This window comes from Oleomonas cavernae (assembly GCF_003590945.1).
GTDB classification, from domain to species: domain Bacteria; phylum Pseudomonadota; class Alphaproteobacteria; order Zavarziniales; family Zavarziniaceae; genus Zavarzinia; species Zavarzinia cavernae.
The window spans coordinates 2,581,504-2,605,821 of the sequence record NZ_QYUK01000011.1 but is presented as its reverse complement, the minus strand read 5'-3'; the positions used below and the strand labels follow the sequence as shown (position 1 = coordinate 2,605,821).

The window sequence follows — 24,318 nt, the reverse complement described above, 5'->3', positions numbered from 1 at the left end:
TGACGACGAAACCGAACCCGCGGACCAGGCACCTTGGCCTTTAGTGGCGAGGCGTTTGGTCACGCGGGTTTTCGTCCCTCGTATGCGTAAAGTCCGGCCTCGGGCGCAGCCCTGACGGCGGCTTTTAGGAGAACTGCGATGGCATCCGCGGCCGAACAGCTCGCAGCGAACCTTTCCTGGAGCTCGTTTTCCAAGGCGACGGAGCTCAAGCGCCGGCTGTGGTTCACGCTGGGCGCGTTGATCGTCTATCGCCTGGGGACCTATATTCCGATTCCGGGTGTCGACCCTGGGGCTCTTGCCGCGATCTTCGCGCAGAACCAGGGCGGCATTCTTGGCATGTTCGACGTGTTCGCAGGCGGTGCGCTGGGGCGCATGACGATTTTCGCCCTGAACATCATGCCTTACATCACCGCCTCGATCATCGTCCAACTCCTCACCACGGTGTCTCCCACCATGGAGGCGCTGAAGAAGGAAGGCGAGGCGGGGCGCAAGAAGCTCAACCAGTACACGCGCTACGGCACCGTGTTCCTGGCCCTCATCCAGGCCTACGGCATTGCCGTGGGGCTCGAGGGCATGAGCGCCAACGGCCGCGGCGCCGTGCTCGACCCGGGCCTGGGCTTCCGCATCGAGGCCGTGATCACCCTGACCGGCGGCACCGTGTTCCTGATGTGGCTGGGCGAGCAGATCACCTCGCGCGGGGTCGGCAACGGCATTTCGCTGATCATTTTCGCCGGTATCGTCGCGGCCCTGCCGACCGCGCTGGTCAAGACCCTGGAACTGGGCCGGACCGGCGCCATCTCGGCCTTCGTCATCGTCGCCATCCTGCTGCTGGTGGTCGTGGTCGTCGCCTTCATCGTGTTCTTCGAGCGCGCCCAGCGGCGGATCCTGGTCCAGTACCCCAAGCGCCAGGTGGGTAACAAGGTGTTCGGCGGCGAGTCCTCGCACATGCCGCTGAAGCTGAACACCGCGGGCGTCATCCCGCCGATCTTCGCCTCGTCGCTGCTGCTGCTGCCGACCACGGTTGTGAATTTCGCCGGGACCGGCGGGCCGGAATGGCTGCAGACCGTCACCCGCCTGCTGGCCCATGGGCAGCCGCTCTATATGGCGCTCTACATCGGCGGCATCGTGTTCTTCTGCTTCTTCTATACCGCGATCGTCTTCAACCCGACCGAGACCGCCGAAAACCTGCGCAAATACGGCGGCTTCATCCCGGGGATCAAGCCGGGCATCCGCACCGCCAATCATCTGGACCATATCCTGACCCGCCTCACGGTGGTCGGTGCGGCCTATCTGTCGGCGGTCTGCATCCTGCCCGAGATCCTGATCACCCAGTACTCGGTGCCGTTCTATTTCGGCGGCACCTCGCTCCTGATCGTGGTGAGCGTGACCATGGACACGGTCGCCCAGATCCAGAGCCACCTTCTGGCACACCAGTACGAGGGCCTGATCCGCAAGTCGAAGTTGAAGGGCAGGGGCAAATGAATCTGATTCTGCTGGGGCCGCCAGGGGCCGGCAAGGGCACCCAGGCACAGCGTCTGGAGCGTGCCAGGGGGCTGGTACAGCTTTCGACCGGCGACATGCTGCGCGCGGCCGTTGCTGCCGGTACCGACGTGGGCCGTAAGGCCAAGGCGGTGATGGAGGCGGGCCAACTCGTTTCCGACGATATCGTGGTCGGCATCATCGCCGACCGGATTGCCCAGGACGATTGCAAGGGTGGCTTCATCCTGGACGGCTTCCCGCGCACCGTGGCCCAGGCCGAAGCCCTGGACAGCATGCTGGCCACGCGCGGCTTGGCGCTCGACGCCGTCATCGAAATGCAGGTCGACGACGAGGTCCTGGTCGAGCGCGTGTCGGGCCGCTACACCTGCGCCAAGTGCAATGCCGGCTATCACGACAAGTTCCAGCAGCCCAAGGTGGCCGGGGTTTGCGACATCTGCGGCTCGACCAACTTCAAGCGCCGGGCCGACGACAATGCCGAGACGGTGCGCAGCCGCCTGGAAGCCTTCCACGCCCAGACGGCGCCGCTGCTGCCCTACTACCGGGCGCGCGGCGTGCTGCGCACGGTCGACGGCATGGCCCCCATCGACGACGTGACTCGCCAAATCGAGCGAGAACTCGACGTCGTGGCGGCTTGAGTGATTGACATGGACCTGCCGACTCATATAATCCGCCCTTCTCGTCGGCAGGGCATGCTCTGCGGCGCGCTTGTCGTTTGCGCGTCCGCCTGGCAGGCGTCGGGCGAACAAGTTCTGGTTTCGACGAAACGTTTGGCACGAAGAGGTTAGCGGTGGCTCGTATCGCAGGCGTCAACATTCCGACCAATAAGCGGGTCGAGATTGCTTTGACCTATATCCATGGCATTGGTCAGCAGAAGGCCAAGGAGATCGTGACGAAGGTCGGCATCGCCGACGGCCGCCGGGTCAACCAGCTTTCTGAATCCGAGGTCAGCCAGATCCGTGAAGTGATCGATCGCGACTATCTGGTCGAGGGCGATCTGCGGCGCGAAGTGGCGATGAACATCAAGCGGTTGATGGACCTGGGCTGCTACCGCGGCCTGCGTCACCGCCGTGGGCTGCCGGTGCATGGCCAGCGCACCCACACCAACGCGCGGACCCGCAAGGGCCCGGCGAAGCCGATCGCGGGCAAGAAGAAGTAATTCGGGTGGGGCGCGCCGGTCGCGCCCCGTCCCCTGAGACAACACGGGCGCCGGGCGCCCTGGAGAGGTTATTGAGATGGCGGTTGAAAAGGCACGGGTGAAGCGCCGCGAGCGCAAGAACATCACCTCGGGCGTGGCGCATGTGAACGCCAGCTTCAACAACACGATGATCACCATCACCGACGCGCAGGGCAACGCGATTTCGTGGTCCTCGGCCGGGACGATGGGCTTCAAGGGCAGCCGCAAGTCGACCCCCTATGCCGCGCAGGTCGCCGCCGAAGACGCTGGCCGCAAGGCGCAGGAACACGGCGTGCGCATCCTCGAGGTCGAGGTGACCGGTCCGGGTTCGGGCCGCGAGTCGGCCCTGCGCGCCTTGCAGGCGGTCGGTTTCCAGATCACGTCGATCCGCGACGTGACCCCGATCCCGCACAACGGCTGCCGTCCGCCCAAGCGTCGCCGCGTCTGAATAGCATTGAGCCCGTGCCGCTCGTGGCGGCACGGCATTCCGCCCCGCCGGTATGGACTGGCCGGGGCGTGGGGTAGGGCACCCTATTTTGCCGATGGTGTCAGGGGATCCGATGATCCGACGCCGCCGGCAAGCCAAGGATGAGGTCGAAGACGTGATTCAGGACAACTGGAAGAACCTCAAGAAGGCCGAGATCGAAGTGGTCGGCGGCGATGATCCCAAGCGGTTCGCGACTGTCGTCGCGCAGCCGCTGGAGCGCGGCTTCGGCCTGACGCTGGGCAACTCGCTGCGCCGGATCCTGCTGTCGTCGCTGCAGGGTGCTGCCGTGACCGCGGTGAAGATCGACGGCGTTTTGCACGAGTTCTCGTCGATCCCGGGCGTTCGCGAGGACGTGACCGACATCATCCTGAACATCAAGCAGATCGCCCTGCGCATGCATGTCGAAGGCGCGCGCCGCATGACCCTGAAGGCCCAGGGCCCGGGCGAGGTGACCGCCGGCCAGATCACCGTGCCGTCGGACATCGAGATCCTGAACCCCGACCTGGTGCTGTGCTCGCTCGACGACGGCGCCAAGATCCACATGGAATTCACGGTGCAGAATGGCAAGGGTTACGTCCCGGCCGACCGCAACCGTCCCGAGGACGCCCCGATCGGCCTGATCCCGGTCGACAGCCTCTATAGCCCCGTCCGCAAGGTCGCCTACCGGGTCGAGAACACCCGCGAGGGCCAGAACCTCGAACTCGACAAGCTGGTGATGCAGGTCGAGACCAATGGCGCGATCGAGCCCGACCGCGCGGTCGCGATCGCCGCCCGCATCCTGCAGGACCAGCTCCAGCGCTTCATCTCCTTCGAGGAGCCGCGCCAGGAGATCCGCGAGTCGACCCCGCTCGAGCCCAAGTTCAACCGCAACCTGCTGCGCAAGGTCGACGAGCTGGAACTCAGCGTCCGTTCGGCGAACTGCCTGAAGAACGACAACATCGTCTACATCGGTGACCTGATCCAGAAGTCCGAGGCGGAAATGCTCCGCACCCCGAACTTCGGCCGCAAGTCGCTGAACGAGATCAAGGAAGTTCTGGCGCAGATGGGCCTGCACCTGGGCATGGAAGTGCCCGACTGGCCGCCTGAGAACATCGAGGAGCTCGCCAAGCGCCTCGAAGAGAACAATTTCTGAGGCTGGCCCACAAGGCTCGCCCTACTGGATAGAGAAACGGGAGAGGTCCCATGCGTCATCGCGTTGCCCGAGTGAAGCTCGGCATGGACAATTCGCACCGCCGCGCCGTGTTTGCGAACATGGCTGCGTCGTTGCTCAAGCACGAGCAGATCACCACGACGCTGCCGCGCGCCAAGGCGCTGCGGCCGTATGTCGAGAAGCTGATCACGCTCGGCAAGCGCGGTGGCCTGCATGCCAAGCGCCAGGCGCTGGCCCATCTGTACGACGAGAAGACGGTCGGCAAGCTGTTCGAGGTCATCGGGCCGCGCTACGCCAACCGCGCCGGCGGCTATACCCGCGTGCTGAAGGCCGGCTTCCGCCGGGGCGATGCCGCGGCGCTGGCGGTGATCGAACTGGTCGACCGCGACATCTCGGCCAAGGGCCTGGACTCGGGCCCGGTGCAGGTCGCCGACGACACCGAGGAATAAACGGGCTTGCCCCTTGGGCATAGTTTCGACACGGATTGAGGGCAGCCTTTCGGCTGCCCTCTTTTCATTTGGGGATCGATCGTGCTGATGGCCTTGCGCAGAACAAATGCCCTCTCCGCCGCTTGCGGGGGAGAGGGAGGGGACCCGTCGCGAAGCGATGGGGAGGGTGAGGTGGTGGCAGGGACTGCCGCCGCCCTTCGCCGCCGACCCACCTCACCCAACCCTCTCCCCCCTGAAGGGCGGAGAGGGCTTGCCGCGGCGCTGGTCGCGGCCTGTCTGTTCACGGCACCGGCAGTGGCCGAGGAAGTCGCCGTGCCCTCGTCGCAGGAACAGGTCCAGCTCAGCTTCGCCCCCGTGGTGAAGGGGGTAACCCCGGCGGTGGTGAACATCTTCACCCGCAAGACCGTCAGTGTGCGCAACCCGATGATGGACGATCCGCTGCTGCGCCGGTTCTTCGGCGATCGCGGCATGGGCGTGCCGCGCGAGCGGGTCGAGAATTCGCTGGGCTCGGGCGTGATCGTCGGCAGCGACGGCACCATCGTCACCAACAACCATGTCATCGAAGGCGCCGACGAGATCACCGTCGCCCTGTCTGACGGCCGGGAATACGAAGCCAAGCTGCAGATAGCCGATCCGCGCACCGACTTGGCCGTGCTGAAGATCGACTCGGGCAAGGAGAGCCTGCCGATCCTGACCCTGGCGGACTCCGACGCGGTCGAAGTGGGCGACCTTGTGCTGGCCATCGGCAACCCCTTCGGTGTCGGCCAGACGGTAACCTCCGGCATCGTCTCGGCCGTGGCGCGGACCCAGGTCGGCGTATCCGACTATCGCTTCTTCATCCAGACCGATGCCGCCATCAACCCGGGCAATTCGGGCGGTGCGCTGGTCGACCTCAAGGGCCGGCTGGTCGGCATCAATTCCTCGATCTATTCGCGTGACGGCGGCTCGCTGGGCATCGGCTTCGCCATCCCCTCGGCCATGGTGAAGAGCGTGATCGCGGCGGCGCGCAGCGGCGGCCGCATCATCCGGCCGTGGCTGGGCGCCGGCGGCCAGCCCGTCACCCCTGATCTCGCGACCGGCCTGGGCCTTGACCGGCCGCGCGGCGTCCTGATCAACAGCATCGTCGACGGCGGCCCGGCCGCCAAGGGCGGCATCCAGGTGGGCGACGTCATCCTGCAGATCGACGGCCACGCGGTAACCGACGAGGATGCCCTGGCCTTCCGCTTGGCGACCCACGACGTCGGCGGCAACATCACCCTGGGGATTTGGCGCAAGGGCAAGGCGCTGGACGTCACGGTGCCCCTGGAAGCGCCGCCCGAGAAGCCGGCCCGCGACACCCGCGTGATCGAGGGGCGCAATCCCTTCACCGGGGCCACCGTGGTCAACCTGTCGCCGGCGGTGGCGGAGGAACTGGGCCGCATCTTCAGCGGAACCGGGGTGGTCATCGCCGAGATCGCCGGCGGCGCCCCGGCCGACCGCGTCGGCTTCAAGGTGGGCGACCACATCCTGAAGCTCAACGATGTCGACATCAACAGCACCAAGGAACTGGCCGAGGTGATCGCGGCGCCGTCGCGCGCCTGGCGCATCACGATCGAGCGCGGCGGCCGCGAAATCTCGACCGTCCTGCCCCGATGAGCGACCTGTTCGAGGCGGCCGGCCTGGGTCCCAAACCCAAGGGTGCGGCCGGCGAACCGGCGGCGGTCGACGACCGCGCCCGGCCGCTGGCCGACCGCCTGCGCCCGGCCCGCCTCGAGGATGTCGTCGGCCAGGATCACCTGGTCGGGCCCGACAGCCCGCTGGGCCGGATGATCCGCGCGGGACGCCTGTCGTCCCTGATCCTGTGGGGGCCGCCCGGCACCGGCAAGACCACCATCGCGCGCCTGCTGGCGGCCGCGGCGGGTTACGACTACGAGCAGATCTCGGCGATCTTCTCCGGCGTCGCCGACCTCAAGAAGGTGTTCGAGGCCGCCCGCCAGCGCCGGCGCATGGGCCGGCGCACCCTGCTGTTCGTCGACGAGATCCATCGTTTCAACCGGGCCCAGCAGGACGGCTTCCTGCCTTTCGTCGAGGACGGTACCGTGGTGCTGGTGGGGGCGACGACCGAGAATCCGTCCTTCGAGCTGAATGCAGCGCTGCTCTCCCGCGCCCAGGTGCTGGTCCTCAACCGCCTGGAAGCGCCGGCCCTGGAACTGCTGCTGGCCCGGGCCGAAGCCTTGCTGGGCAAGCCGTTGCCGCTGACGCCGCCGGCCCGCGCCGCCCTGCTCGACATGGCCGACGGCGATGGCCGCTACCTGTTGAACCTGGCCGAGGAACTGCTGACCCTGGAGGTTACCGATGCCCTCGACATCGAAGGCCTGACCGAGATCGTCCAGCGCCGCGCGCCGCTCTACGACAAGGCACAGGAAGGCCACTACAACCTCATCTCGGCCCTGCACAAATCGATGCGCGGTTCGGACGTCGATGCCGCCCTCTACTGGTATGCGCGCATGCTGGCGGGCGGCGAGGGGCCGCTCTATATCGCCAGGCGCCTGGTGCGCTTCGCGGTGGAGGATATTGGCATCGCCGACCCCCAGGCCCTGGTGGTCGCCAATGCCGCCAAGGACGCCTACGACTTCCTCGGCAGTCCCGAGGGCGAACTGGCCATCGCCAATGCCGTGATCTACCTGGCGACGGCACCCAAATCGAATGCGGCCTATACCGCCTACAAGGGGGCCGTGGCGGCGGCGCGCGAGACCGGCAGCCTGATGCCGCCCAAGCACATCCTGAATGCGCCGACCCGGATGATGAAGGACATGGGCTATGGCGCCGGCTATGCCTATGACCACGACACCGCCGACAATTTCTCCGGCCAGGACTATTTCCCGGAATCGATGGAACGCCAAAAGTTCTATGATCCCAAGGGGCTGGGTTTCGAATCCGAAATCAACCGCCGCCTGGAGCGCTGGGCCGACCTGCGCCGCAAACGCCGGGAAGAGAAGTAGGCGTATTGGGCGGGCACAAAGGCTTTCCACATGGTGAGCCTGTCGAACCACGCAACCAGCTTCGTCCCAAGTAGCCCTCTCCGCCCTTCAGGGGGGAGAGGGTTGGGTGAGGTGGGTGGTCGGCATAAAGCGGGATCTTTTCCATCGACCACCTCACCCTCCCACCGCTTCGCGGCGGGCCCCTCCCTCTCCCCCGCAAGCGGCGGAGAGGGGAAGCAAAGGCGCTGTGCGTCCTTCGACAGGCTCAGGATGAGGCGAGTCTTTGTGGCAGAAAGGCTTTCCTCATGGTGAGCCTGTCGAACCACGCAACCAATTTCGTCCCAAGTAGCCCTCTCCGCCCTTCAGGGGGAGAGGGTTGGGTGAGGTGGGTGGTCGGCATAAAGCGTGATCTTTTCCATCGACCACCTCACCCTCCCATTGCTGGCACAACGGGCCTCCCTCTCCGACGCCAAGCGGCGGAGAGGGGAAGCAAAGCTGCTCTGTTGTCGTCATCCCAGCGAAAGCCGATCAGCAGCCGCTGGCACAGGTGCTGTGCGTCCTTCGACATGCTCACCATGAGGCGAGTCTTTTTGGCAAAAAGATTCTCCTCATGGTGAGCCTGTCGAACCACGCAACATGGTTGATCCCATGTAGCTCTCGCCGCCCTTCTGGGGGTGCGGTGGACAGGAACCGGCATAGGATGAGACCTGTCCCTCCGACAGCCTCACCACGTCAATATGATTGAACAATGGATTTTGTCTCGAAGCAGTCGAAGCAAAGGAAGACGTAGATCATGCCGCAATCGGCAATCACGAACTCATCGTTGATTGAGTCCAACTGGGCATAGAAGGTCATCCTTTTCCCGCAGGTGCATTTCGGTACTTCGTCTGCCTGCAAGAATTGGGGCTTGCCGCCGAGTTGGTGGCGATGACCGATATCTTTGCCTGCCCATTTGAAGGGCGGTAGCGCACCGGCCTCCGCATCGAGCGGGAGGGGCTTGAGCCTGAATGGCGGGATTTCACGCATGACCGGCCTCTCGGGTAACGCAAATGCGCCTCCCTGGAAGTTATCCGACACAGCGCTTCGAGGCGATAGGGCCGCCGATTATGCCGCGCGGACGCGGGTGATGAAGCGGTCGACTTCCTGTTCCAGCATGGCCGATTGGCGGGCGAGGTCGGCGGCGGCGTCCAGGACCCCGCCGGCGCTGTGGCCGGTCTCGGTCGCGGCGGTCTGAACCGTGACGATGGTGCCCGAAACCTGGGCGGTGCCCTGGGCGGCCTCGGCGACGTTGCGGGCGATTTCGGCCGTGGCGGCACCTTGCTGTTCGACCGCGCCGGCGATGCCGGTGGCGATCTCGCTGATGGTGCCGATGGTGCGGCTGATGCTGCCGATGGCGGTGACGGCCTGGTCGGTCTGGGCCTGGATCATCTGGACCTTGGCGCCGATCTCCTCGGTCGCCTTGGCGGTCTGGTTGGCCAGGTTCTTCACCTCGGCGGCGACCACGGCGAAGCCCTTGCCGGCCTCGCCCGCCCGGGCGGCCTCGATCGTCGCGTTGAGCGCCAGCAGGTTGGTCTGGTTGGCGATCGCGGTGATCAACTGCACCACGGCGCCGATCTCGTTGGCCGACAGGGCCAGGCTGCGCACCGTCTCGTTGGTGCTGTCGGCCTCGCGCACAGCCAGCGACGCGGTCTGCGCGGACTGTGACACGCGCCGGGCGATTTCGCGCACCGAGGCTGACAGTTCCTCGGCCGCGGTGGCCACGGTCTGGACATTGACCGTCGCCTGTTCGGCCGCCGCGGCAACGATGCTGGCCTGATGGCTGGTGCCGTCGGCGGTGTCGGACATCTGTGCGGCACTGGCCTGCAATTCGCCGGCCGCGGACGAGACGGCGTCGACCACACCCTTCACCGTCGCTTCGAAGGCCTGGGCCAAAGCTTCCATTTCATGCCGTCGCTGCCGTTCGGCCTGCTGGCGCTGGCGGGTCTCGGCGTCATGGCGGGCAGCCTCGGCGGCATGTTCGGCCTCGCGCTGGCGCTCGCGCTCGGCCTCGGCGGCCAGACGCAGGCGCTCGCTTTCCGCGGCCAGGCGGGTGTTCTGGAGGCCGGCCTCCTTGAAGACCTGGACCGCCTTGGCCATGTCGCCGATCTCGTCCCGGCGCTCGCGCGAGGGGATCTCGACCGCATGGTCGCCGGTCGCCAGGCGTCCCATGACCGCGACCATGCGGCGCAGCGGCCCGGCGACACCGCGCCCGGTCCACAGGCCCGCCCCCAGGATCAGCAGGGTGGAAGCCGCCAGGGCAAGAATCATCAGCAGTTTCAAGCGGTCCAGGCTGGCGAAGACCTGGGTCGCATCGACCCGGATCATCGACGACCAGCCCAGCCCCGGAAAGCGGTTGGCGCCTTCGGCATGGGCAAAGCCGACGATTTGCCCGCTGTCCACGACGGCACCGCCTTCGCCGCCGATCGCCCGCGCCACGGCCGCGTCACCCGACAGATCGCGCTTGCCCACCACCGCGGGGTCGCGGACGTAGGTGCCGCCGGTGCGGGCAGGGGTATAGTCGATGATGACGCGGCCTTGAGCGTCGACCATGGTCAGCTCGGCCGACGGCAGGCCGTCCTGGGCCAGATGCTTGTAGAATTCCTCGACCGAGCCTTCGACGAAGGACAGGTTGGCGAAGTTGATCCAGGCGCCGATGATCGGCGTGCCCGGCGGCCGGAACGGGGCGGCGAAGATCAGGGAATAGCCGTCGCCCTTGGTGACGGCGGCGACTTCCGGCACGAAGGCGGGGCCTTCGACATAGGTGCCGGTCAGGCCGTCGCGCCCTTCCAGGAACCGGCGCTGGGTCACGCCCTTGAACCAGCTCGCCTCGGCGAAACTCTTGCCCAGCAGGCCCAGCGTGTCGATGTCCTCACCCTTGGCGTTGCGGGTGTTGACCCCGATCACCGTGCCTTCGGTATCGACCAGCAGCATCAGGTCGTAGATGCCGTAGGCCTGGACATAGCCATTGATGGCGTCGGTCAGCGGGTTGCCCATCTCGGCATTGCCCCAGTTGTCGGCATCATAGGCGGCGGTGTTGAGGCCGAAGGCCTGGACGTCGCCATAGCGCTCGGCCAGGGTGCGATCGACCGCGTCGGTCATCTCGCTGGCCAGGTTGCGGAAGCGGCCGTAGAGGGCGGCGCGGGAATCGCCTTCGCCGGAAAGATAGATCGCGAACAGCACGGCTGCCGGCACGAGCCCGAAGGCGGACAGAAGCAAAATCAACTTGCGCTGAATGGACATGGGGCGCTTTCTTCCCTGCGTTTGGGCAAGGTTGCCGTCCAAGAGTAAATTTCGGGTAACCTTGGTCCTCCTGTTTGGGATGGCGGCGAGGTTTCTTTTGATGTGGGGTAGCTATGTCGCCGTGGCGGTCGGTGGCGCGATCGGATCGGTGGCGCGCCTGGGTGTCACGCGGCTGTGCCAGGCCTTGTTCGGGGCGGGGTTTCCGTGGGGCACCTTTGCCGTGAATCTGCTGGGCTGTACCGCCATGGGCGTGCTGGCCGGCCTGCTGGTCGAGCGGCCGGCCGACGATCCCTGGCGGCTGTTCCTGCTGACCGGCATCCTGGGCGGCTTCACCACCTTTTCGGCCTTCTCGCTCGATGCCTACAGCCTGTGGACCCGGGGTGAAACCATGGCCGCAGCAGGCTATGTCCTGGGGTCGGTATTTCTTTCTCTGGTTGGGGTCGTCGCGGGTTCGTCCTCAGCCGGCCATGGGTAGCGGCATGAGCAGCGTCGAGATTCGCAAGGTCGAAGCGGCCGACACCGAAATGCGGCTGGACCGCTGGTTCAAGCGGCACTTCCCCGCCTTGAGCCATGGCCGTCTGGAGAAATTGTTGCGGACCGGCCAGATCCGGGTCAACGGCGGGCGGGTGAAGGCGGCCGATCACGTCGCGACCGGCGACGAGATTCGCGTGCCGCCCCTGGGCGAGGCGCCCAAGCCCGGCAGGGAGACCGCCGCCGCCAAGGGCATGTCGCCCAAGGTGCTGGAGATTGCCGAGGCGCTGCGCCGGGCGATCATCCACCGCGACCAGGACGTCATCGTCGTCAACAAGCCGGCCGGCCTTGCCGTGCAGGGCGGCAGCGGCCTGGACGATGCCCATCTCGATGCGGCCCTCGATGGCCTGATCTTCGACGGGACCGAGCGGCCGCGCATCGTCCATCGTCTCGACAAGGATACCTCGGGCGTGCTGGTGCTGGCGCGCACCCGCCTGGCCGCGGCGGCCCTGACCAAGTCGTTTCGGGCGCGCGACGCGGTCAAGACCTATTGGGCACTGACCGCCGGCACCCCTAAGCCGATGCGCGGCAAGATCGACCTGGCCCTGATGAAGGACGGCCCGTCGGGGCATGAGAAGATGCGCACGGTGTTGGCGCAGGACCGCGAGGAAGATGACGACGCCAAGAAGGCGGTAACCTATTACGCCGTGGTCGAACATGCCGCCCAGAAGGTGGCCTGGATAGCCATGCGGCCGCTGACCGGGCGCACCCACCAGCTGCGCGCCCATGCGGCGTTCCTGGGCACCCCGATCGTGGGCGACGGCAAGTATGGCGGGGCCGAGGCGTTCCTGACCGGCGGGGTCAGCCGCAAGCTGCATCTCCATGCCCGGTCGATCGACATCGCCCATCCCGCCGGCGGCCGGCTGCGGGTGAAGGCACCCCTGGCGCCCCACATGGCCGAGAGTTTCAAGATGTTCGGCTTCGAGGAGCGGGACGGCGACGACGTGTTCGCGGAATTGGATGAATGAAACGCTTCTGGAAGCAGGCGGTGGTGGTCGAGCAGGCGGACGGGTTCGCGGTGGCCCTGGATGGCAAGCCCATGCGCACCCCGGCCAAGCGCTTGCTGATCGTGCCCAAGCGGCCGCTGGCCGAGGCGATCGCCGGTGAATGGGATGCGCTGGGGCCGGAATTCGACCCCCAGGTGCTGATCCTGACCCGCTTTGCCAATACCGCGATCGACCGGGTGCAGGACCTGCGTGACGAGGTCGTGGAGGAACTGACCGGCTGGGGCGGTTCCGACCTTGTCTGCTACCGCGTCGAGGTGCCGCTCGAATTGGCGCGGCGCCAGGCCGCGTGCTGGGACCCGGTGATCGAATGGGCGCGGGGCCGCTTCGACATTCACCTGAAGGTGACGACCGGCCTGATGCCCGTGCGCCAGCCAGACGAGGTGGCCGAACGCCTGCGCGCGGCCCTGGCCTGGCGCCCGGATGCCGATCTGGCGGCCCTGCACACCATGGTCAGCATGCTGGGCTCGCTGCTGCTGGGCCTGGCCGTGGCGGAAGGGTTCCTGAGCCTCGAGGACGCCTGGACGGCGAGCCGGGTGGACGAAGACCACCAGGCCGCCCAGTGGGGGGCCGACAGCGAGGCCGAAGCCCGTACCGCCAAGATGAAGGCGGAGCTGGAGGCGGCCCATCGCTTCCTGATCCTGGCGGCCGCCTGAGCCCGTGGAAGCCGCGTTTTCCTGAGTGCGGCAGATCGCGCGCGCCCGGGCGGCGCCAAATCGCGTCCAATACCCCTATCCGATGGACTGGAACCTCGCGCGGAATGGTGATAGGAGACCCCGGTCCTTCGCGTCTGCGGTAGAAGGCTTGGGCCGCCTGCCGCAGGTTCACACCGTCTTGTTTTAAGACGTCATTTAATTGGACCGAGTCGCCGCTGCCGTCGCGGTGCGGCTCCAGGGGGTCTGATGCATCATATTCTGCGCCAGCTTGAGAAGAAGCGTGAGGAAGCCCGCCAAGGCGGCGGTTCCAAGCGCGTCGAAGCCCAGCATTCCAAGGGCAAGCTGACCGCCCGCGAGCGCATCGAACTGCTGCTCGACGCGGAATCCTTCGAAGAATACGACATGTTCGTCGAGCACCGCTGTGCCGACTTCGGCATGGACGAGCAGAAGATCGCCGGCGACGGCGTGGTGACCGGCTGGGGCACCATCAACGGCCGCCAGGTCTTCGTGTTCAGCCAGGACTTCACCGTGTTCGGCGGCTCGCTGTCCGAATCCCATGCCGAGAAGATCTGCAAGATCATGGACATGGCCATGAAGGTCGGGGCCCCGGTGATCGGCATCAACGATTCGGGCGGCGCCCGCATCCAGGAAGGCGTCGCCTCCCTGGCCGGCTATGCCGAGGTGTTCCTGCGCAATGTCGACGCCTCGGGCGTGGTGCCGCAGATCTCGCTGATCATGGGGCCCTGCGCCGGCGGTGCCGTGTACTCGCCGGCCATGACCGACTTCATCTTCATGGTGAAGGACAGTTCCTACATGTTCGTCACCGGCCCCGACGTGGTGAAGACGGTGACCCAGGAAGTGGTGACCCAGGAAGAGCTGGGCGGCGCCGTGACCCACACCGCCAAGTCCTCGGTCGCCGACAATGCCTTCGAGAACGATATCGAGGCGATCCACGAGACCCGCCGCCTGTTCGACTTCCTGCCCCTGTCGAACAAGGAAAAGCCGCCGACCCGTCCGGTCTATGACGAGCCCGGGCGGCTGGAGACGAGCCTGGACACGCTGGTGCCGGCCAACCCGAACAAGCCCTATGACATGAAGGAACTGATCCTGAAGATCGTCGACGAGGGCGATTTCTTCGAGATCCAGCCGGCCTATGCCAAGAACATCATCACCGGTTTTGCCCGCATGGAAGGCAGCACGGTGGGCGTGGTCGCCAACCAGCCGATGGTGCTGGCCGGTTGCCTGGACATCGACAGCAGCCGCAAGGCCGCGCGCTTCGTGCGCTTTTGCAATGCCTTCAACATTCCGATCCTGACCCTGGTCGACGTCCCCGGCTTCCTGCCCGGCACGGCGCAGGAATACGGCGGCATCATCAAGCACGGCGCCAAGCTCCTGTTCGCCTATGCCCAGGCGACGGTGCCCAAGGTCACCGTCATCACCCGCAAGGCCTATGGCGGCGCCTATGACGTCATGAGTTCCAAGCACCTGCGCGGCGACGTCAACTATGCCTGGCCGACCGCGGAAATCGCCGTGATGGGCGCCAAGGGCGCGGTCGAGATCATCTTCCGCACCGAGATCGGCGACGACGAGAAGATCGCGGCGCGCACCGCCGAATACGCAGCCAATTTCGCCAGCCCCTTCAAGGCGGCGAACCGCGGCTTCATCGACGAGGTGATCATGCCTCATTCGACCCGCCGTCGTGTGGCGCGGGCCTTTGCGATGCTCCGGAACAAGGACGTCGCAACGCCCGCGAAGAAGCACGACAACATTCCGCTCTGACGACGGCTGGTGAGTAAACAGATGTTCAAGAAGATCCTGATCGCCAATCGTGGCGAAATCGCCTGCCGCGTCATCAAGACCGCGCGCAAAATGGGCATCAAGACCGTGGCGGTCTATTCCGACGCCGACGCCGATGCCCTGCACGTGGAAATGGCCGACGAGGCGGTGCATGTCGGCGCGCCGCCGGCCGCCGAGTCCTACCTGATCATCGACAAGATCGTGAAGGCCTGCCTGGACACGGGGGCCGAGGCGGTCCACCCGGGTTACGGCTTCCTGTCCGAGAAGGCGGCCTTCTGCGCCGAGTTGGAGAAGCACGGCATCGCCTTCATCGGCCCCAATGTGCGCGCCATCGGCGCCATGGGCGACAAGATCGAGAGCAAGAAGCTGGCTGCCGCGGCCGGCGTCAGCACCGTGCCGGGTTACCTGGGCGTCATCAAGGATACCGACGAGGCGGTGAAGATCGCCGGCGAGATCGGCTTCCCCGTGATGATCAAGGCCTCCGCCGGCGGCGGCGGCAAGGGCATGCGCATCGCCTGGAACGAGGCGGAGACCCGCGAGGGCTTCCAGTCCGCGACCAACGAAGCGCGCTCGTCCTTCGCCGACGACCGGGTGTTCATCGAGAAATTCGTCACCTCGCCGCGCCACATCGAGATCCAGGTGCTGGGCGACAAGCACGACAACATCATCTATGTGAACGAGCGCGAATGCTCGATCCAGCGCCGCAACCAGAAGGTGATCGAGGAGGCCCCGAGCCCGTTCCTGGACGAGGCCACCCGCAAGGCCATGGGCGAGCAGGCCGTGGCGCTGGCGCGCGAGGTCGGCTACGACAGCGCCGGCACGGTCGAATTCATCGTCGACGACAAGCGCAACTTCTACTTCCTGGAAATGAACACCCGCCTGCAGGTGGAACATCCGGTGACCGAGCTGATCACCGGCATCGACCTGGTCGAGCAGATGATCCGCGTCGCCGCCGGCGAGGTCCTGTCGATCAAGCAGTCGGACGTGGGCATCAACGGCTGGGCCATCGAGTCCCGCGTCTATGCCGAGGATCCGATGCGCGGCTTCCTGCCCTCGATCGGCCGCCTCACCCATTATGCCCCGCCCGCCGAAGGGCCGGACGGCAACGGCGCCGTGGTGCGTAACGATACCGGTGTCTTCGCGGGCGCCGAGATCTCGATGTACTACGACCCGATGATCGCCAAGCTGTGCACCCATGCGGCAACGCGCGAGGCGGCGATCGATGCCCAGCGCACGGCGCTCGATGCCTTCTACATCCGCGGCATCAGCCACAACATCAGCTTCGTCTCGGCGGTGCTGGGCCATGCCCGCTTCCGCTCGGGCAATATCACCACCGGCTTCATCGCCGAGGAATTCCCCGACGGCTTCCATGGCGCGACGGTGGACGCCGAGGCGCTGGACGCCCTGACCGCGGTGGCGGTGGCCCTGCATCGGCGCACCCAGGAGCGCGAGACCCAGATCTCGGGCCAGATCCCGTTCCACGGTCGCAAGCTGCAGAAGAAGTACGTGGTCAAGGTCGGCGATGATATCCGCGATGTTGCGGTCGACCTGACCGTCGGCGGCTACAACGTCATCCACCAGGGCAAGAAGCTGGCCATCCGCACCGACTGGAATCCCGGTGCCAAGCTGCTGCGGGCAACGGTGAACGAGCGGCCGGTGACGGTGCAGGTCGAGGCCAAGGGTGACGGCTTCCGCCTGTTCCATGCCGGTGCCGAGGTCGTCGCCGTGGTGCGCACGCCGCGCGCCGCGGAACTGGCCAAGCTGATGCCGGTGAAGCTGCCGCCCGACACCTCGAAGTTCCTGCTCTGCCCCATGCCGGGCCTGATCGTCTCGATCAACGTGGTCGAGGGCGAAGAGGTCAAGGCCGGCCAGACCCTGGCCGTGGTCGAAGCCATGAAGATGGAAAACGTCCTGAAGGCCGAACGCGACGGCACCGTGGCCAAGATCAAGGGCAAGAAGGGCGACAGCTTCTCGGTCGACCAGGTCATCCTCGAGTTCGAGTGAACCCGGAACCCTCTCCGCCCTGAAGGGTGGAGAGGGTAACCGATGGGGTGATAGCATGGAAACGCTACGCCTGATCATCCACGGCCGCGTGCAGGGTGTCGGCTACCGCGCCTGGGCGGTGGGCGAGGCAAGGCGCCTGGGGCTGGCCGGCTGGGTCCGCAACCGGCGCGACGGCACGGTCGAACTGCTGGCCAGCGGCCCGGCCGAGGCCGTGGCGACGCTCGTCGAACGTTGCCGCCACGGGCCTGCCTTTGCCGACGTGATCAGGATCGACCAGGTCCCGGCCGACGCCCCGGCGGGGCCGGGCTTCCAGCAGGTGCCGACGGCCTGACGCCGGCCGCCCCGACGCCCCAGGATTTGACCAGGGCGTAGATCGCCGGGATCACCACCAGGGTAAGCACGACGGACGACGCCATGCCCCCGATCATCGGCACCGCGATGCGTTGCATCACCTTTGAACCGGTGCCGTGCGCCCACAGCAGCGGCAGGAGACCGGCGAGGATCGCGGCGACGGTCATGGCTTTCGGCCTGACCCGTTCGACCGCGCCCTCGATCACGGCGGCATGGACATCCTCGCGCGTCAGCCGCATGCCCTCGGCCTGGCGCCGTTCGCGGATGGCGCCCAGCGCATTGTCCAGGTAGATCAGCATGACCACGCCGGTCTGCGCCGCAACGCCGGCCAGGGCGATGAAGCCGACCGCCACCGCGACGCTCATGTTGAAGCCCAGCCAGGCCATCAGCCACAACCCGCCGACCAGCGAGAAGGGCACCGAGAGCATGACGATCAGCGTCTCGGTCAGGCGCCCGAAATTGAGGTACAGCAGCACGAAAATGATCGCCAGGGTGACCGGCACCACGATCGTCAGGCGGGCTTGTGCCCGTTCGAGATACTCGAACTGGCCGCTCCACTCGATCCGGTACCCCGGCGGCAGGTGCAGGCGGTCCGCCACCGCCCGGCGGGCTTCCCGCACATAGCCGCCGATATCGCGCCCGCGCATGTCGATAAAGACATAGGCGGCGAGCTGGGCATTCTCGGTACGGATGGTCGAAGGCCCCTGAGCGGTTTCCAGGCGTGCCACGGCCCCCAGCGGGATCTTCAACCCCGACGCGCCTTCGACCAGCACCTCGGTAGCGATGGCCGACGGGTCCGAGCGCAGGTCGCGGGGGTAGCGGACATTGACGGTGAAGCGCCGTCGCCCTTCTACCGTGGTCGCCACGGTCTCGCCCCCCAGGGCCGAGCGGATCGTGTCCTGGAACTGTTCGATGGACACGCCGTAGCGTGCCAGCGCCTCGCGGTCGGGCACGATGTCGAGGTAATAGGCGCCGGTGACCCGTTCGGCAAAGGCGCTGGTGGTGCCCGGCACCTCGCGCACGATCGCCTCGACTTGGCCGGCCAGGCGTTCGATCTCGCCCAGGTCCTGGCCATAGATCTTCACCCCCACCGGCGTGCGGATGCCGGTCGAAAGCATGTCGATGCGGGCGCTGATCGGCATGGTCCAGGCATTGCTCACGCCCGGGAAGGTGACAGCCCGGTTCATTTCGTCGATCAGGGCGTCCAGGGTCATGCCCGGCCGCCATTCGCTTTCCGGTTTCAGGGTGATCACGGTCTCGGTCATCTCCATGGGCGCCGGGTCGGTGGCGGTATTGGCCCGGCCGGCCTTGCCGAGGACCGAGGCGACCTCGGGGAAACCCGCCAGGATACGGTCCTGGGTTTGCAGCAACTGGCTCGCCGCGGTGATCGAGATGCCCGGCAAGGTTACCGGCATGAACAGGAGGGTGCCTTCGTTCAGCTTGGGCATGAACTCGCTGCCGATCTGGCGCAGCGGCACGATGGCGGTTGCCATGACCAGCAGGGCGAGCACGATCGTCAGCCCCTTGACGCGCAGCACCGTGGCGATGATCGGCCGGTAGAGCCAGATCAGGGCCCGGTTGATCGGGTTGCGCCGTTCGGGAAGGATGCGCCCGCGCACGAACAGCACCATGAGGGCGGGGACCAGGGTCACCGACAGGAAGGCCGCCGCCGCCATGGCGAAGGTCTTGGTGAAGGCGAGCGGGCGGAATAGCCGGCCCTCCTGGGCTTCGAGCGTAAACACCGGCAGGAACGAGACGGTGATGATGAGCAGGCTGAAGAACAGGGCCGGGCCCACTTCCGCCGCGGCGCGGACCAGGACCTGGAGACGGGGCTCGTCCGGGCTGCGCTCGAGCTGCTTGTGGGCATTCTCGATCATCACGATCGCCGCATCCACCATGGCGCCGATGGCGATCGCAATGCCGCCCAGGCTCATGATGTTCGAACTCACCCCCAGCAGGCGCATGACCAGGAAGGCGATCAGCACCCCCACCGGCAGCATCAGGATCGCCACCAGGGCGCTTCGGACATGCAGCAGGAAGATCAGGCAGACCAGCGCCACCACGGCGCTTTCCTCGATCAGGGTCCGCCGCAGGGTGTCGATCGCCCGCTCGATCAGTTCCGAGCGGTCGTAGACCGGGGTGATTACCGTCCCCGGCGGGAGGCTCGCCTTGGCATCTTCGAGCTTGGCCTTCACCCGCCTGATGACGTCGAGTGCGTTCTCGCCGTCGCGCTGGATCACGATGCCGCTGACCGCTTCGCCCTGGCCGTTCAACTCGGCGACGCCGCGGCGCTCGTCGGGGCCCAGTTCGACCCGCGCGACATCCCGCACAAACACCGGCGTGCCGTTCACCGCCTTGAGCATCACCCGTTCGAGGTCGGCCAGGCCGGTGACATAGCCGCGCCCGCGCAGGATGAATTCGGTCTCGGCCATCTCGATTACACGGCCGCCGGTCTCGTTGCTGCTGGCACGCACCGCATCGCGCACCTCGGCCAGGGTCAGGCCATAGCTGCGCAGGCGCACGGGATCGACCACGATCTGATACTGGCGGACGTAACCGCCCACGCTCGCCACTTCGGCAACGCCCGGCGTGGCGGCGAGGCGGTAGCGCAGGTCCCAATCCTGCAAGGCACGCAGCTCGACCAGCGATTCCCGGTCGCTCTGGACGACATACTGATAGATCCAGCCCACCCCGGTGGCATCCGGGCCCAGCGTCGGCGTCACGTCGGCGGGCAGCTTCGCGGCCACGCCGTTGAGGTATTCGAGCACCCGGCTGCGCGCCCAATAGATGTCGGTGCCGTCCTCGAAGACGATATAGACGAAGGACACGCCGAAATAGGAGAAGCCGCGCACCGCCTTGGATCTGGGCACGCTGAGCAGCGCCGTGGTCAGGGGATAGGTGACCTGGTCTTCGATCACCTGGGGCGATTGGCCCGGCATCTCGGTATAGACGATGACCTGGGTGTCGGAGAGGTCGGGAATGGCGTCGAGCGGTGTCGAGCGCACCGCCCAGATGCCGGCGCCGACGGCAAAGGCGGTGACGAACAGCACCAGGAACAGGTTGCGGCTGGACCAGGCGACCAGGCGGGCGATCATGGCCTGGCCTCCGGCGCGCTGCCGGCGGAGAAGGCCGCCAGCGCCGCCTTGATGTTGCTCTCGGCATCGATCAGGAAGTTGGCGCCGACGACCACGCGCTCCCCGCCGGCGAGGCCGGTAAGAACCTCGATGTAACCCTCGCTGCGCCGGCCGGTGCGGATCTCGGTCGGGCGGAAGCTGCCGGGGCCGGTCTCGACGAAGACCAGCTTGCGCCGGCCGCTGTCGATGACTGCTGAATCCGGCACGGCAACAGCGTCGCCGCCCAGGATCGCCGTGATCTCCGCGGTTGCCAGCATGCCGCCGCGCAGGCGGCCTTGCTGGTTGTCGAGGGTGATGCGAACCCGCACGGTTCGGGTTTCGCTGTCGAGTGCCGGATAGATGCGGTCGACCCGGCCCTTGAAGGCCTCGCCGGGATAGGCGGTGACGGCGATGGTGGCATCGGCCCCCTCGCGCAGGACCGAGATATCCTGTTCGAAGACGTCGATCATCACCGTGACGACAGACAGATCGGCGATGGTGAAGAGGGGATCGCCCGGGCGGAACATCATGCCTTCCAGCGCGGCCTTCTCCAGCACCGTGCCTGACGCCGGCGCCGGGATGGTGATCGTCCGCTGGATGCGGCCGGAGATCCGCAGCCGTTCGACCTGCGCCTCCGACAGCCCCAGGCTGATCAGCCGCAGGCGGCCGCCGTCGAGGTCTTCCGGCCGGTCGCCCGTGATCGCCAGCAGGTAGTTGGCCTGTGCCCGCTGCAGTTCGGGACTGTAGACGTCCATCAGCGGCTCGCCCTGGGCGACATCGCGGCCGGTCTCGTTGACATGGAGCCGTTCGACCCAGCCCTCGACCCTGGGGGTCACCATGGCCATGCGCCGCTCGTCGGGCTCGATAGTCGCGACCGACCGGATGGTCCGCACCATCGGCCGACGCACCACGGGCTCGGTGCGAACCCCCAGGGTCTGGATCCGGGCCGGGCTGACCGTGACGCTGCCGGCATCGTTCGCCTCGTCGGCATAGACCGGCAGGTAATCCATGCCCATCGAGTCCTTCTTGGGCTCGTAGGAGATGTCGGGCAGGCCCATGGGGTTGCGGTAGTAGAGGATCTTGCGCTCGCCTGGCGCAGGGGGACCGCCGAGCGCGACCTCGACGCCGGCCGGTTCGTCGAGCAGGGCCACCCGGCCGAGGGCCAGGAACGCGGGCAGGTCCGGCTTGCCGGCGCCGGCCCAGAAGCCGCCGGCCACACTTACAGCGGCGAGCACCGCGGCGCCCGGAACGAGCAGGAACTTACGCATGGCGCGCAGCCATGACAGATGACCGCGTCATGCGGCCCATTGCGGTAAACATCGCCTTTTCCTCACCGGGAGTGCCGGCCGTGGCCGGGCGCTCAGGCTTCACCCGCGAACGGCGCCCCCAAGAAGAAGCCGTCCGGCTGCATGCCCCTCGAGAGGGGCCGGGAGCACCTGCAATTGCAGGCGCTCGCTCTCAGGCGAGGTGGATGGGCGGAAAGATCGCGGGCTCGATGGCGCGCCCCGCCATGGTTGCCTGAAGGTCGGCGAACCAGGCCCGGGACCAGGCAACATTCGCCACGGCGGCCGTGACCGGCACCGGCAGGGACGCCGGCGCCAGGGCGCAGCCGAGCAGCGGCACGCACAGGGCCATGTCGGCCTTGCCTTGCCGGCACGGCATCCCGTCGCCCGTGGCCGGCATGCTCATCGCCATGTCGCAAGGCGCGGCCGCGGACATGGCGAGCGGCATCGCCTGGGCCATCGTTCCGCCCAGGAACGAGACGACACAGACCAGGGTCAGCAGGCGTTTGAAAAGTGCGACGGCCATCTTCCAGCATTACCGCAAGCGCGGGGTGCCTTCAACAGCCTCCCGCGACGGGCTCCGCCGCCTCGGGCGATCAGGGCGCCTTTTCGAATTCCGTGTCGACCACGATCTCGATCGGGTCGACGAAGAATTGGTTGAGGCCATAGTCCTGCGGGTTGATCGTCGCCCGCGCCTGCACGCCCATGCGATAGGCGCCGCCGAACCAGGGGCCGGCGCCGATCAGGGTGACATCGAAGGTGACCGGCCTGGTCTTGCCCATCAGGGTGAAATTGCCGTCGACCTGGCCGTGGGCGGCGTCGGTCTGGCGGAAGGCGGTGGCGACGAAGGTGGCTTGCGGGTGGGCCTGCGCGTTCAGGTATTTTTCGCCGGCCAGTTCCTTGGCGAAGCCTTCGACATTGCTGGTGATCGAGGCGGTCTCGACCGCAATCGACAGGGTCGACTTGGCGACCGCCTTGGGATCCCAGTTCAGGGTTCCCTTCACCCGGTCGAAGCGAAAGACGCTGCGGGAGAAACCCAGGTGCGAAACATAGGCCATGACGCCCGCATGGGCGGGATCCAGGGCATAGGTGCCGGCCACCGCGAGGGTACCGTCCTTCTCGCCATGGGGCAGGGGGCCGGGCGGCGGTTGCGGGGCATCGGTCTGCGCGAGGGCGCCGCCGGCAAGGGATTGTACCAGGGCCAGGGCCAGCAGGGCGGTGCGGAGGCGGTTGCTCGAAATCAACATCTGCTTGCTTCCTGTCATTGCGCCGATTGGACAAGGTAGGCGTCGAGTCGGTCGAAGGTGCTGCCCCAGCCGCCCCGGTGGCCGTCGCGTTCGCCGATCGACTGGAACGGCACCTGGCGGAAGTGCATGTGGGTCTTGCCGTCCTGTTCGGTGAAGGTCACGGTCACCTGGGTTTCCAGGCCGCGCTCGCCTTCCTCCTCCCAGACGAAGCTGAAAACCAGGCGTTCGGGGGGCTTCACCTCGTGGAACAGGCCGTGTTGCCACAGTTCTCGCCCGTCGGCGGTGGAGCGCAGGCAGCAGCGCCAGGCGCCGCCGGGCCGCACATCCAGTTCCAGGTGGGTGGCCGGGTAGTCGACCGGCCCCCACCAGCGCACGGCATGGGCCGGATCGGTCCACAGCTTGAAAACCAGGGCCCGAGGGGCGGCGAAGGTGCGCTCCATGACCAGTTCACGGTCGGACGTCGGCGCGGGTGCGGGGCGGGAAGACGAGGCGGTCATGGCACGCGATCCTTGTTCAGGCGTCTTTCTCGCAGTTGATCATCCAGGGCGTGCCGAAGCGGTCGGTCACCATGCCGAAGCGGAACGCCCAGAAGGTTTGTTGCAGCGGCATGCCCACGTTGCCGTCCTGCGCCAGCTCGGCGAACACCCGCTCGGCTTCCGCCGCCTTGTCGATCGTCAGCGAGACCGAGAAGCCCTGCATGGGCTTGAAATATTCGGGCGGGGCATCGGAGCCCATCAGCACGAAATCACCCACCGACAGGGCGACATGCATGATCTTGTCGCGCCAGCCGGGCGCGGTCTGATCGGCCATGGGCGAGGCGCCGTGGGTCATCATCATCTCGATCTTGCCGCCCAGGGCCTTCTCGTAGAATTCGAAGGCCGCTTTGCAGTCGCCGCCGAAGCTCAGGTATGGGTTGATCTTCATGACTGTCTCCCTTGATTTCTGGCTCGGGTTCAGTTGCCGCTGCTGCCGGGCTCGCCCTTTTGCAGGTCCAGCAGGTAGTCGTCGAGGCGATCGAAGCTCTGCTCCCAGAAGCGGCGATAATGCTCCAGCCAGCCGGCGACGTCGCGCAGGGGGCCGGCCTGCAGGCGGCAGGGGCGCCATTGCGCCGCCCGGCCCCTGGTGATCAGGCCGGCCCGCTCGAGCACCTTCAGGTGCTTCGAGATCGCCGGCAGGCTCATCTCGAAGGGCCCCGCCAATTCCGTCACGGTGGTCTCGCCCTGGGCGAGACGCGCCAGGATCGCGCGCCGCGTGGGATCGGCGAGGGCCGAGAGGGTGGTGCTGAGGCGGTCGACAGACATGTTGCAATAAACCGTTCGGTTAACTAACCTGT

Annotated in this window: 23 protein-coding genes; 14 read left to right on the top strand and 9 right to left on the bottom strand. The window is 66.7% G+C overall.

Features of this window, described 5'->3' with window-relative positions:
- Window positions 1-138: 138 nt before the first annotated feature.
- The 8 genes from secY to D3874_RS16220 all read left to right on the top strand — a co-directional run bounded on the left by secY (window position 139) and on the right by D3874_RS16220 (window position 7,741).
- Complete coding sequence (gene secY / locus D3874_RS16255; RefSeq protein ID WP_119779015.1) at window positions 139-1,482, top strand: preprotein translocase subunit SecY; 1,344 nt, start codon at window positions 139-141, stop codon at window positions 1,480-1,482.
- The gene (locus tag D3874_RS16250) at window positions 1,479-2,135 is read left to right on the top strand and encodes an adenylate kinase (protein ID WP_119779014.1); all 657 of its coding nucleotides are present in this window, start codon (window positions 1,479-1,481) and stop codon (window positions 2,133-2,135) included. The genes secY and D3874_RS16250 overlap by 4 nt, the downstream gene beginning before the upstream one ends.
- Window positions 2,136-2,287: 152 nt before the next feature.
- A complete protein-coding gene (rpsM, locus tag D3874_RS16245) occupies window positions 2,288-2,656 on the top strand; it encodes a 30S ribosomal protein S13 (RefSeq protein WP_119779013.1) in 369 nt (122 codons plus the stop codon).
- A 76-nt stretch (window positions 2,657-2,732) separates the two neighbouring features.
- Window positions 2,733-3,122, top strand: coding sequence for a 30S ribosomal protein S11 (gene rpsK / locus D3874_RS16240; protein WP_119779012.1), 390 nt, complete (start codon window positions 2,733-2,735; stop codon window positions 3,120-3,122).
- A gap of 112 nt (window positions 3,123-3,234) precedes the next feature.
- Complete coding sequence (locus tag D3874_RS16235) at window positions 3,235-4,293, top strand: DNA-directed RNA polymerase subunit alpha (RefSeq protein WP_456306419.1); 1,059 nt, start codon at window positions 3,235-3,237, stop codon at window positions 4,291-4,293.
- A 50-nt stretch (window positions 4,294-4,343) separates the two neighbouring features.
- The gene (gene rplQ / locus D3874_RS16230) at window positions 4,344-4,760 is read left to right on the top strand and encodes a 50S ribosomal protein L17 (protein ID WP_119779011.1); all 417 of its coding nucleotides are present in this window, start codon (window positions 4,344-4,346) and stop codon (window positions 4,758-4,760) included.
- A gap of 294 nt (window positions 4,761-5,054) precedes the next feature.
- Window positions 5,055-6,395: a DegQ family serine endoprotease gene (locus D3874_RS16225; RefSeq protein ID WP_233559975.1), complete on the top strand. Its 1,341-nt coding sequence runs from the start codon at window positions 5,055-5,057 to the stop codon at window positions 6,393-6,395.
- Entirely contained in the window at window positions 6,392-7,741 is a 1,350-nt protein-coding gene (locus tag D3874_RS16220) for a replication-associated recombination protein A (RefSeq protein WP_119779009.1), read from the top strand. Before D3874_RS16225 ends, D3874_RS16220 begins: the two co-directional genes overlap by 4 nt.
- Before the next feature lie 711 nt (window positions 7,742-8,452).
- Here D3874_RS16220 and D3874_RS16215 read toward each other — a convergent pair.
- Together D3874_RS16215 and D3874_RS16210 are read right to left on the bottom strand one after the other, a co-directional pair.
- The gene (locus D3874_RS16215; protein WP_147385692.1) at window positions 8,453-8,746 is read right to left on the bottom strand and encodes a YwqG family protein; all 294 of its coding nucleotides are present in this window, start codon (window positions 8,744-8,746) and stop codon (window positions 8,453-8,455) included.
- A gap of 78 nt (window positions 8,747-8,824) precedes the next feature.
- Complete coding sequence (locus D3874_RS16210; RefSeq protein ID WP_119779007.1) at window positions 8,825-10,999, bottom strand: methyl-accepting chemotaxis protein; 2,175 nt, start codon at window positions 10,997-10,999, stop codon at window positions 8,825-8,827.
- Window positions 11,000-11,099: 100 nt separating this feature from the next.
- Between D3874_RS16210 and crcB the strand changes: the two genes are divergently transcribed.
- The 6 genes from crcB to D3874_RS16180 all read left to right on the top strand — a co-directional run bounded on the left by crcB (window position 11,100) and on the right by D3874_RS16180 (window position 17,322).
- On the top strand, window positions 11,100-11,474 hold the full coding sequence (gene crcB, locus D3874_RS16205) for a fluoride efflux transporter CrcB (protein WP_119779006.1): 375 nt from the start codon (window positions 11,100-11,102) through the stop codon (window positions 11,472-11,474).
- Between the two features lie 4 nt (window positions 11,475-11,478).
- On the top strand, window positions 11,479-12,498 hold the full coding sequence (locus D3874_RS16200; protein WP_119779005.1) for an RluA family pseudouridine synthase: 1,020 nt from the start codon (window positions 11,479-11,481) through the stop codon (window positions 12,496-12,498).
- Entirely contained in the window at window positions 12,495-13,190 is a 696-nt protein-coding gene (locus tag D3874_RS16195; RefSeq protein ID WP_119779004.1) for an ATP12 family chaperone protein, read from the top strand. Before D3874_RS16200 ends, D3874_RS16195 begins: the two co-directional genes overlap by 4 nt.
- A 246-nt stretch (window positions 13,191-13,436) precedes the next feature.
- On the top strand, window positions 13,437-14,969 hold the full coding sequence (locus D3874_RS16190) for an acyl-CoA carboxylase subunit beta (RefSeq protein WP_119779003.1): 1,533 nt from the start codon (window positions 13,437-13,439) through the stop codon (window positions 14,967-14,969).
- A gap of 21 nt (window positions 14,970-14,990) precedes the next feature.
- Window positions 14,991-16,991, top strand: coding sequence for an acetyl-CoA carboxylase biotin carboxylase subunit (locus D3874_RS16185; protein WP_119779002.1), 2,001 nt, complete (start codon window positions 14,991-14,993; stop codon window positions 16,989-16,991).
- Between the two features lie 55 nt (window positions 16,992-17,046).
- Window positions 17,047-17,322, top strand: coding sequence for an acylphosphatase (locus D3874_RS16180; RefSeq protein ID WP_119779001.1), 276 nt, complete (start codon window positions 17,047-17,049; stop codon window positions 17,320-17,322).
- Here D3874_RS16180 and D3874_RS16175 read toward each other — a convergent pair.
- The 7 genes from D3874_RS16175 to D3874_RS16145 all read right to left on the bottom strand — a co-directional run bounded on the left by D3874_RS16175 (window position 17,255) and on the right by D3874_RS16145 (window position 24,286).
- Entirely contained in the window at window positions 17,255-20,437 is a 3,183-nt protein-coding gene (locus D3874_RS16175; RefSeq protein ID WP_119779000.1) for an efflux RND transporter permease subunit, read from the bottom strand. The two genes, D3874_RS16180 and D3874_RS16175, sit on opposite strands and share 68 nt — an antisense overlap.
- Complete coding sequence (locus tag D3874_RS16170; protein WP_119778999.1) at window positions 20,434-21,723, bottom strand: efflux RND transporter periplasmic adaptor subunit; 1,290 nt, start codon at window positions 21,721-21,723, stop codon at window positions 20,434-20,436. The genes D3874_RS16175 and D3874_RS16170 overlap by 4 nt, the downstream gene beginning before the upstream one ends.
- A 190-nt stretch (window positions 21,724-21,913) precedes the next feature.
- Entirely contained in the window at window positions 21,914-22,264 is a 351-nt protein-coding gene (locus D3874_RS16165) for a hypothetical protein (RefSeq protein ID WP_119778998.1), read from the bottom strand.
- Between the two features lie 70 nt (window positions 22,265-22,334).
- Window positions 22,335-22,985 carry a YceI family protein gene (locus tag D3874_RS16160; RefSeq protein ID WP_158596066.1) on the bottom strand — a complete coding sequence of 217 codons (651 nt, stop codon included), beginning with the start codon at window positions 22,983-22,985 and terminating at the stop codon, window positions 22,335-22,337.
- A 14-nt stretch (window positions 22,986-22,999) separates the two neighbouring features.
- Window positions 23,000-23,482 carry an SRPBCC family protein gene (locus D3874_RS16155; RefSeq protein ID WP_119778996.1) on the bottom strand — a complete coding sequence of 161 codons (483 nt, stop codon included), beginning with the start codon at window positions 23,480-23,482 and terminating at the stop codon, window positions 23,000-23,002.
- 16 nt (window positions 23,483-23,498) lie between these two features.
- Window positions 23,499-23,909: a VOC family protein gene (locus D3874_RS16150; RefSeq protein WP_119778995.1), complete on the bottom strand. Its 411-nt coding sequence runs from the start codon at window positions 23,907-23,909 to the stop codon at window positions 23,499-23,501.
- 29 nt (window positions 23,910-23,938) lie between these two features.
- The gene (locus D3874_RS16145) at window positions 23,939-24,286 is read right to left on the bottom strand and encodes an ArsR/SmtB family transcription factor (RefSeq protein ID WP_119778994.1); all 348 of its coding nucleotides are present in this window, start codon (window positions 24,284-24,286) and stop codon (window positions 23,939-23,941) included.
- Between the last annotated feature and the right edge of the window lie 32 nt (window positions 24,287-24,318).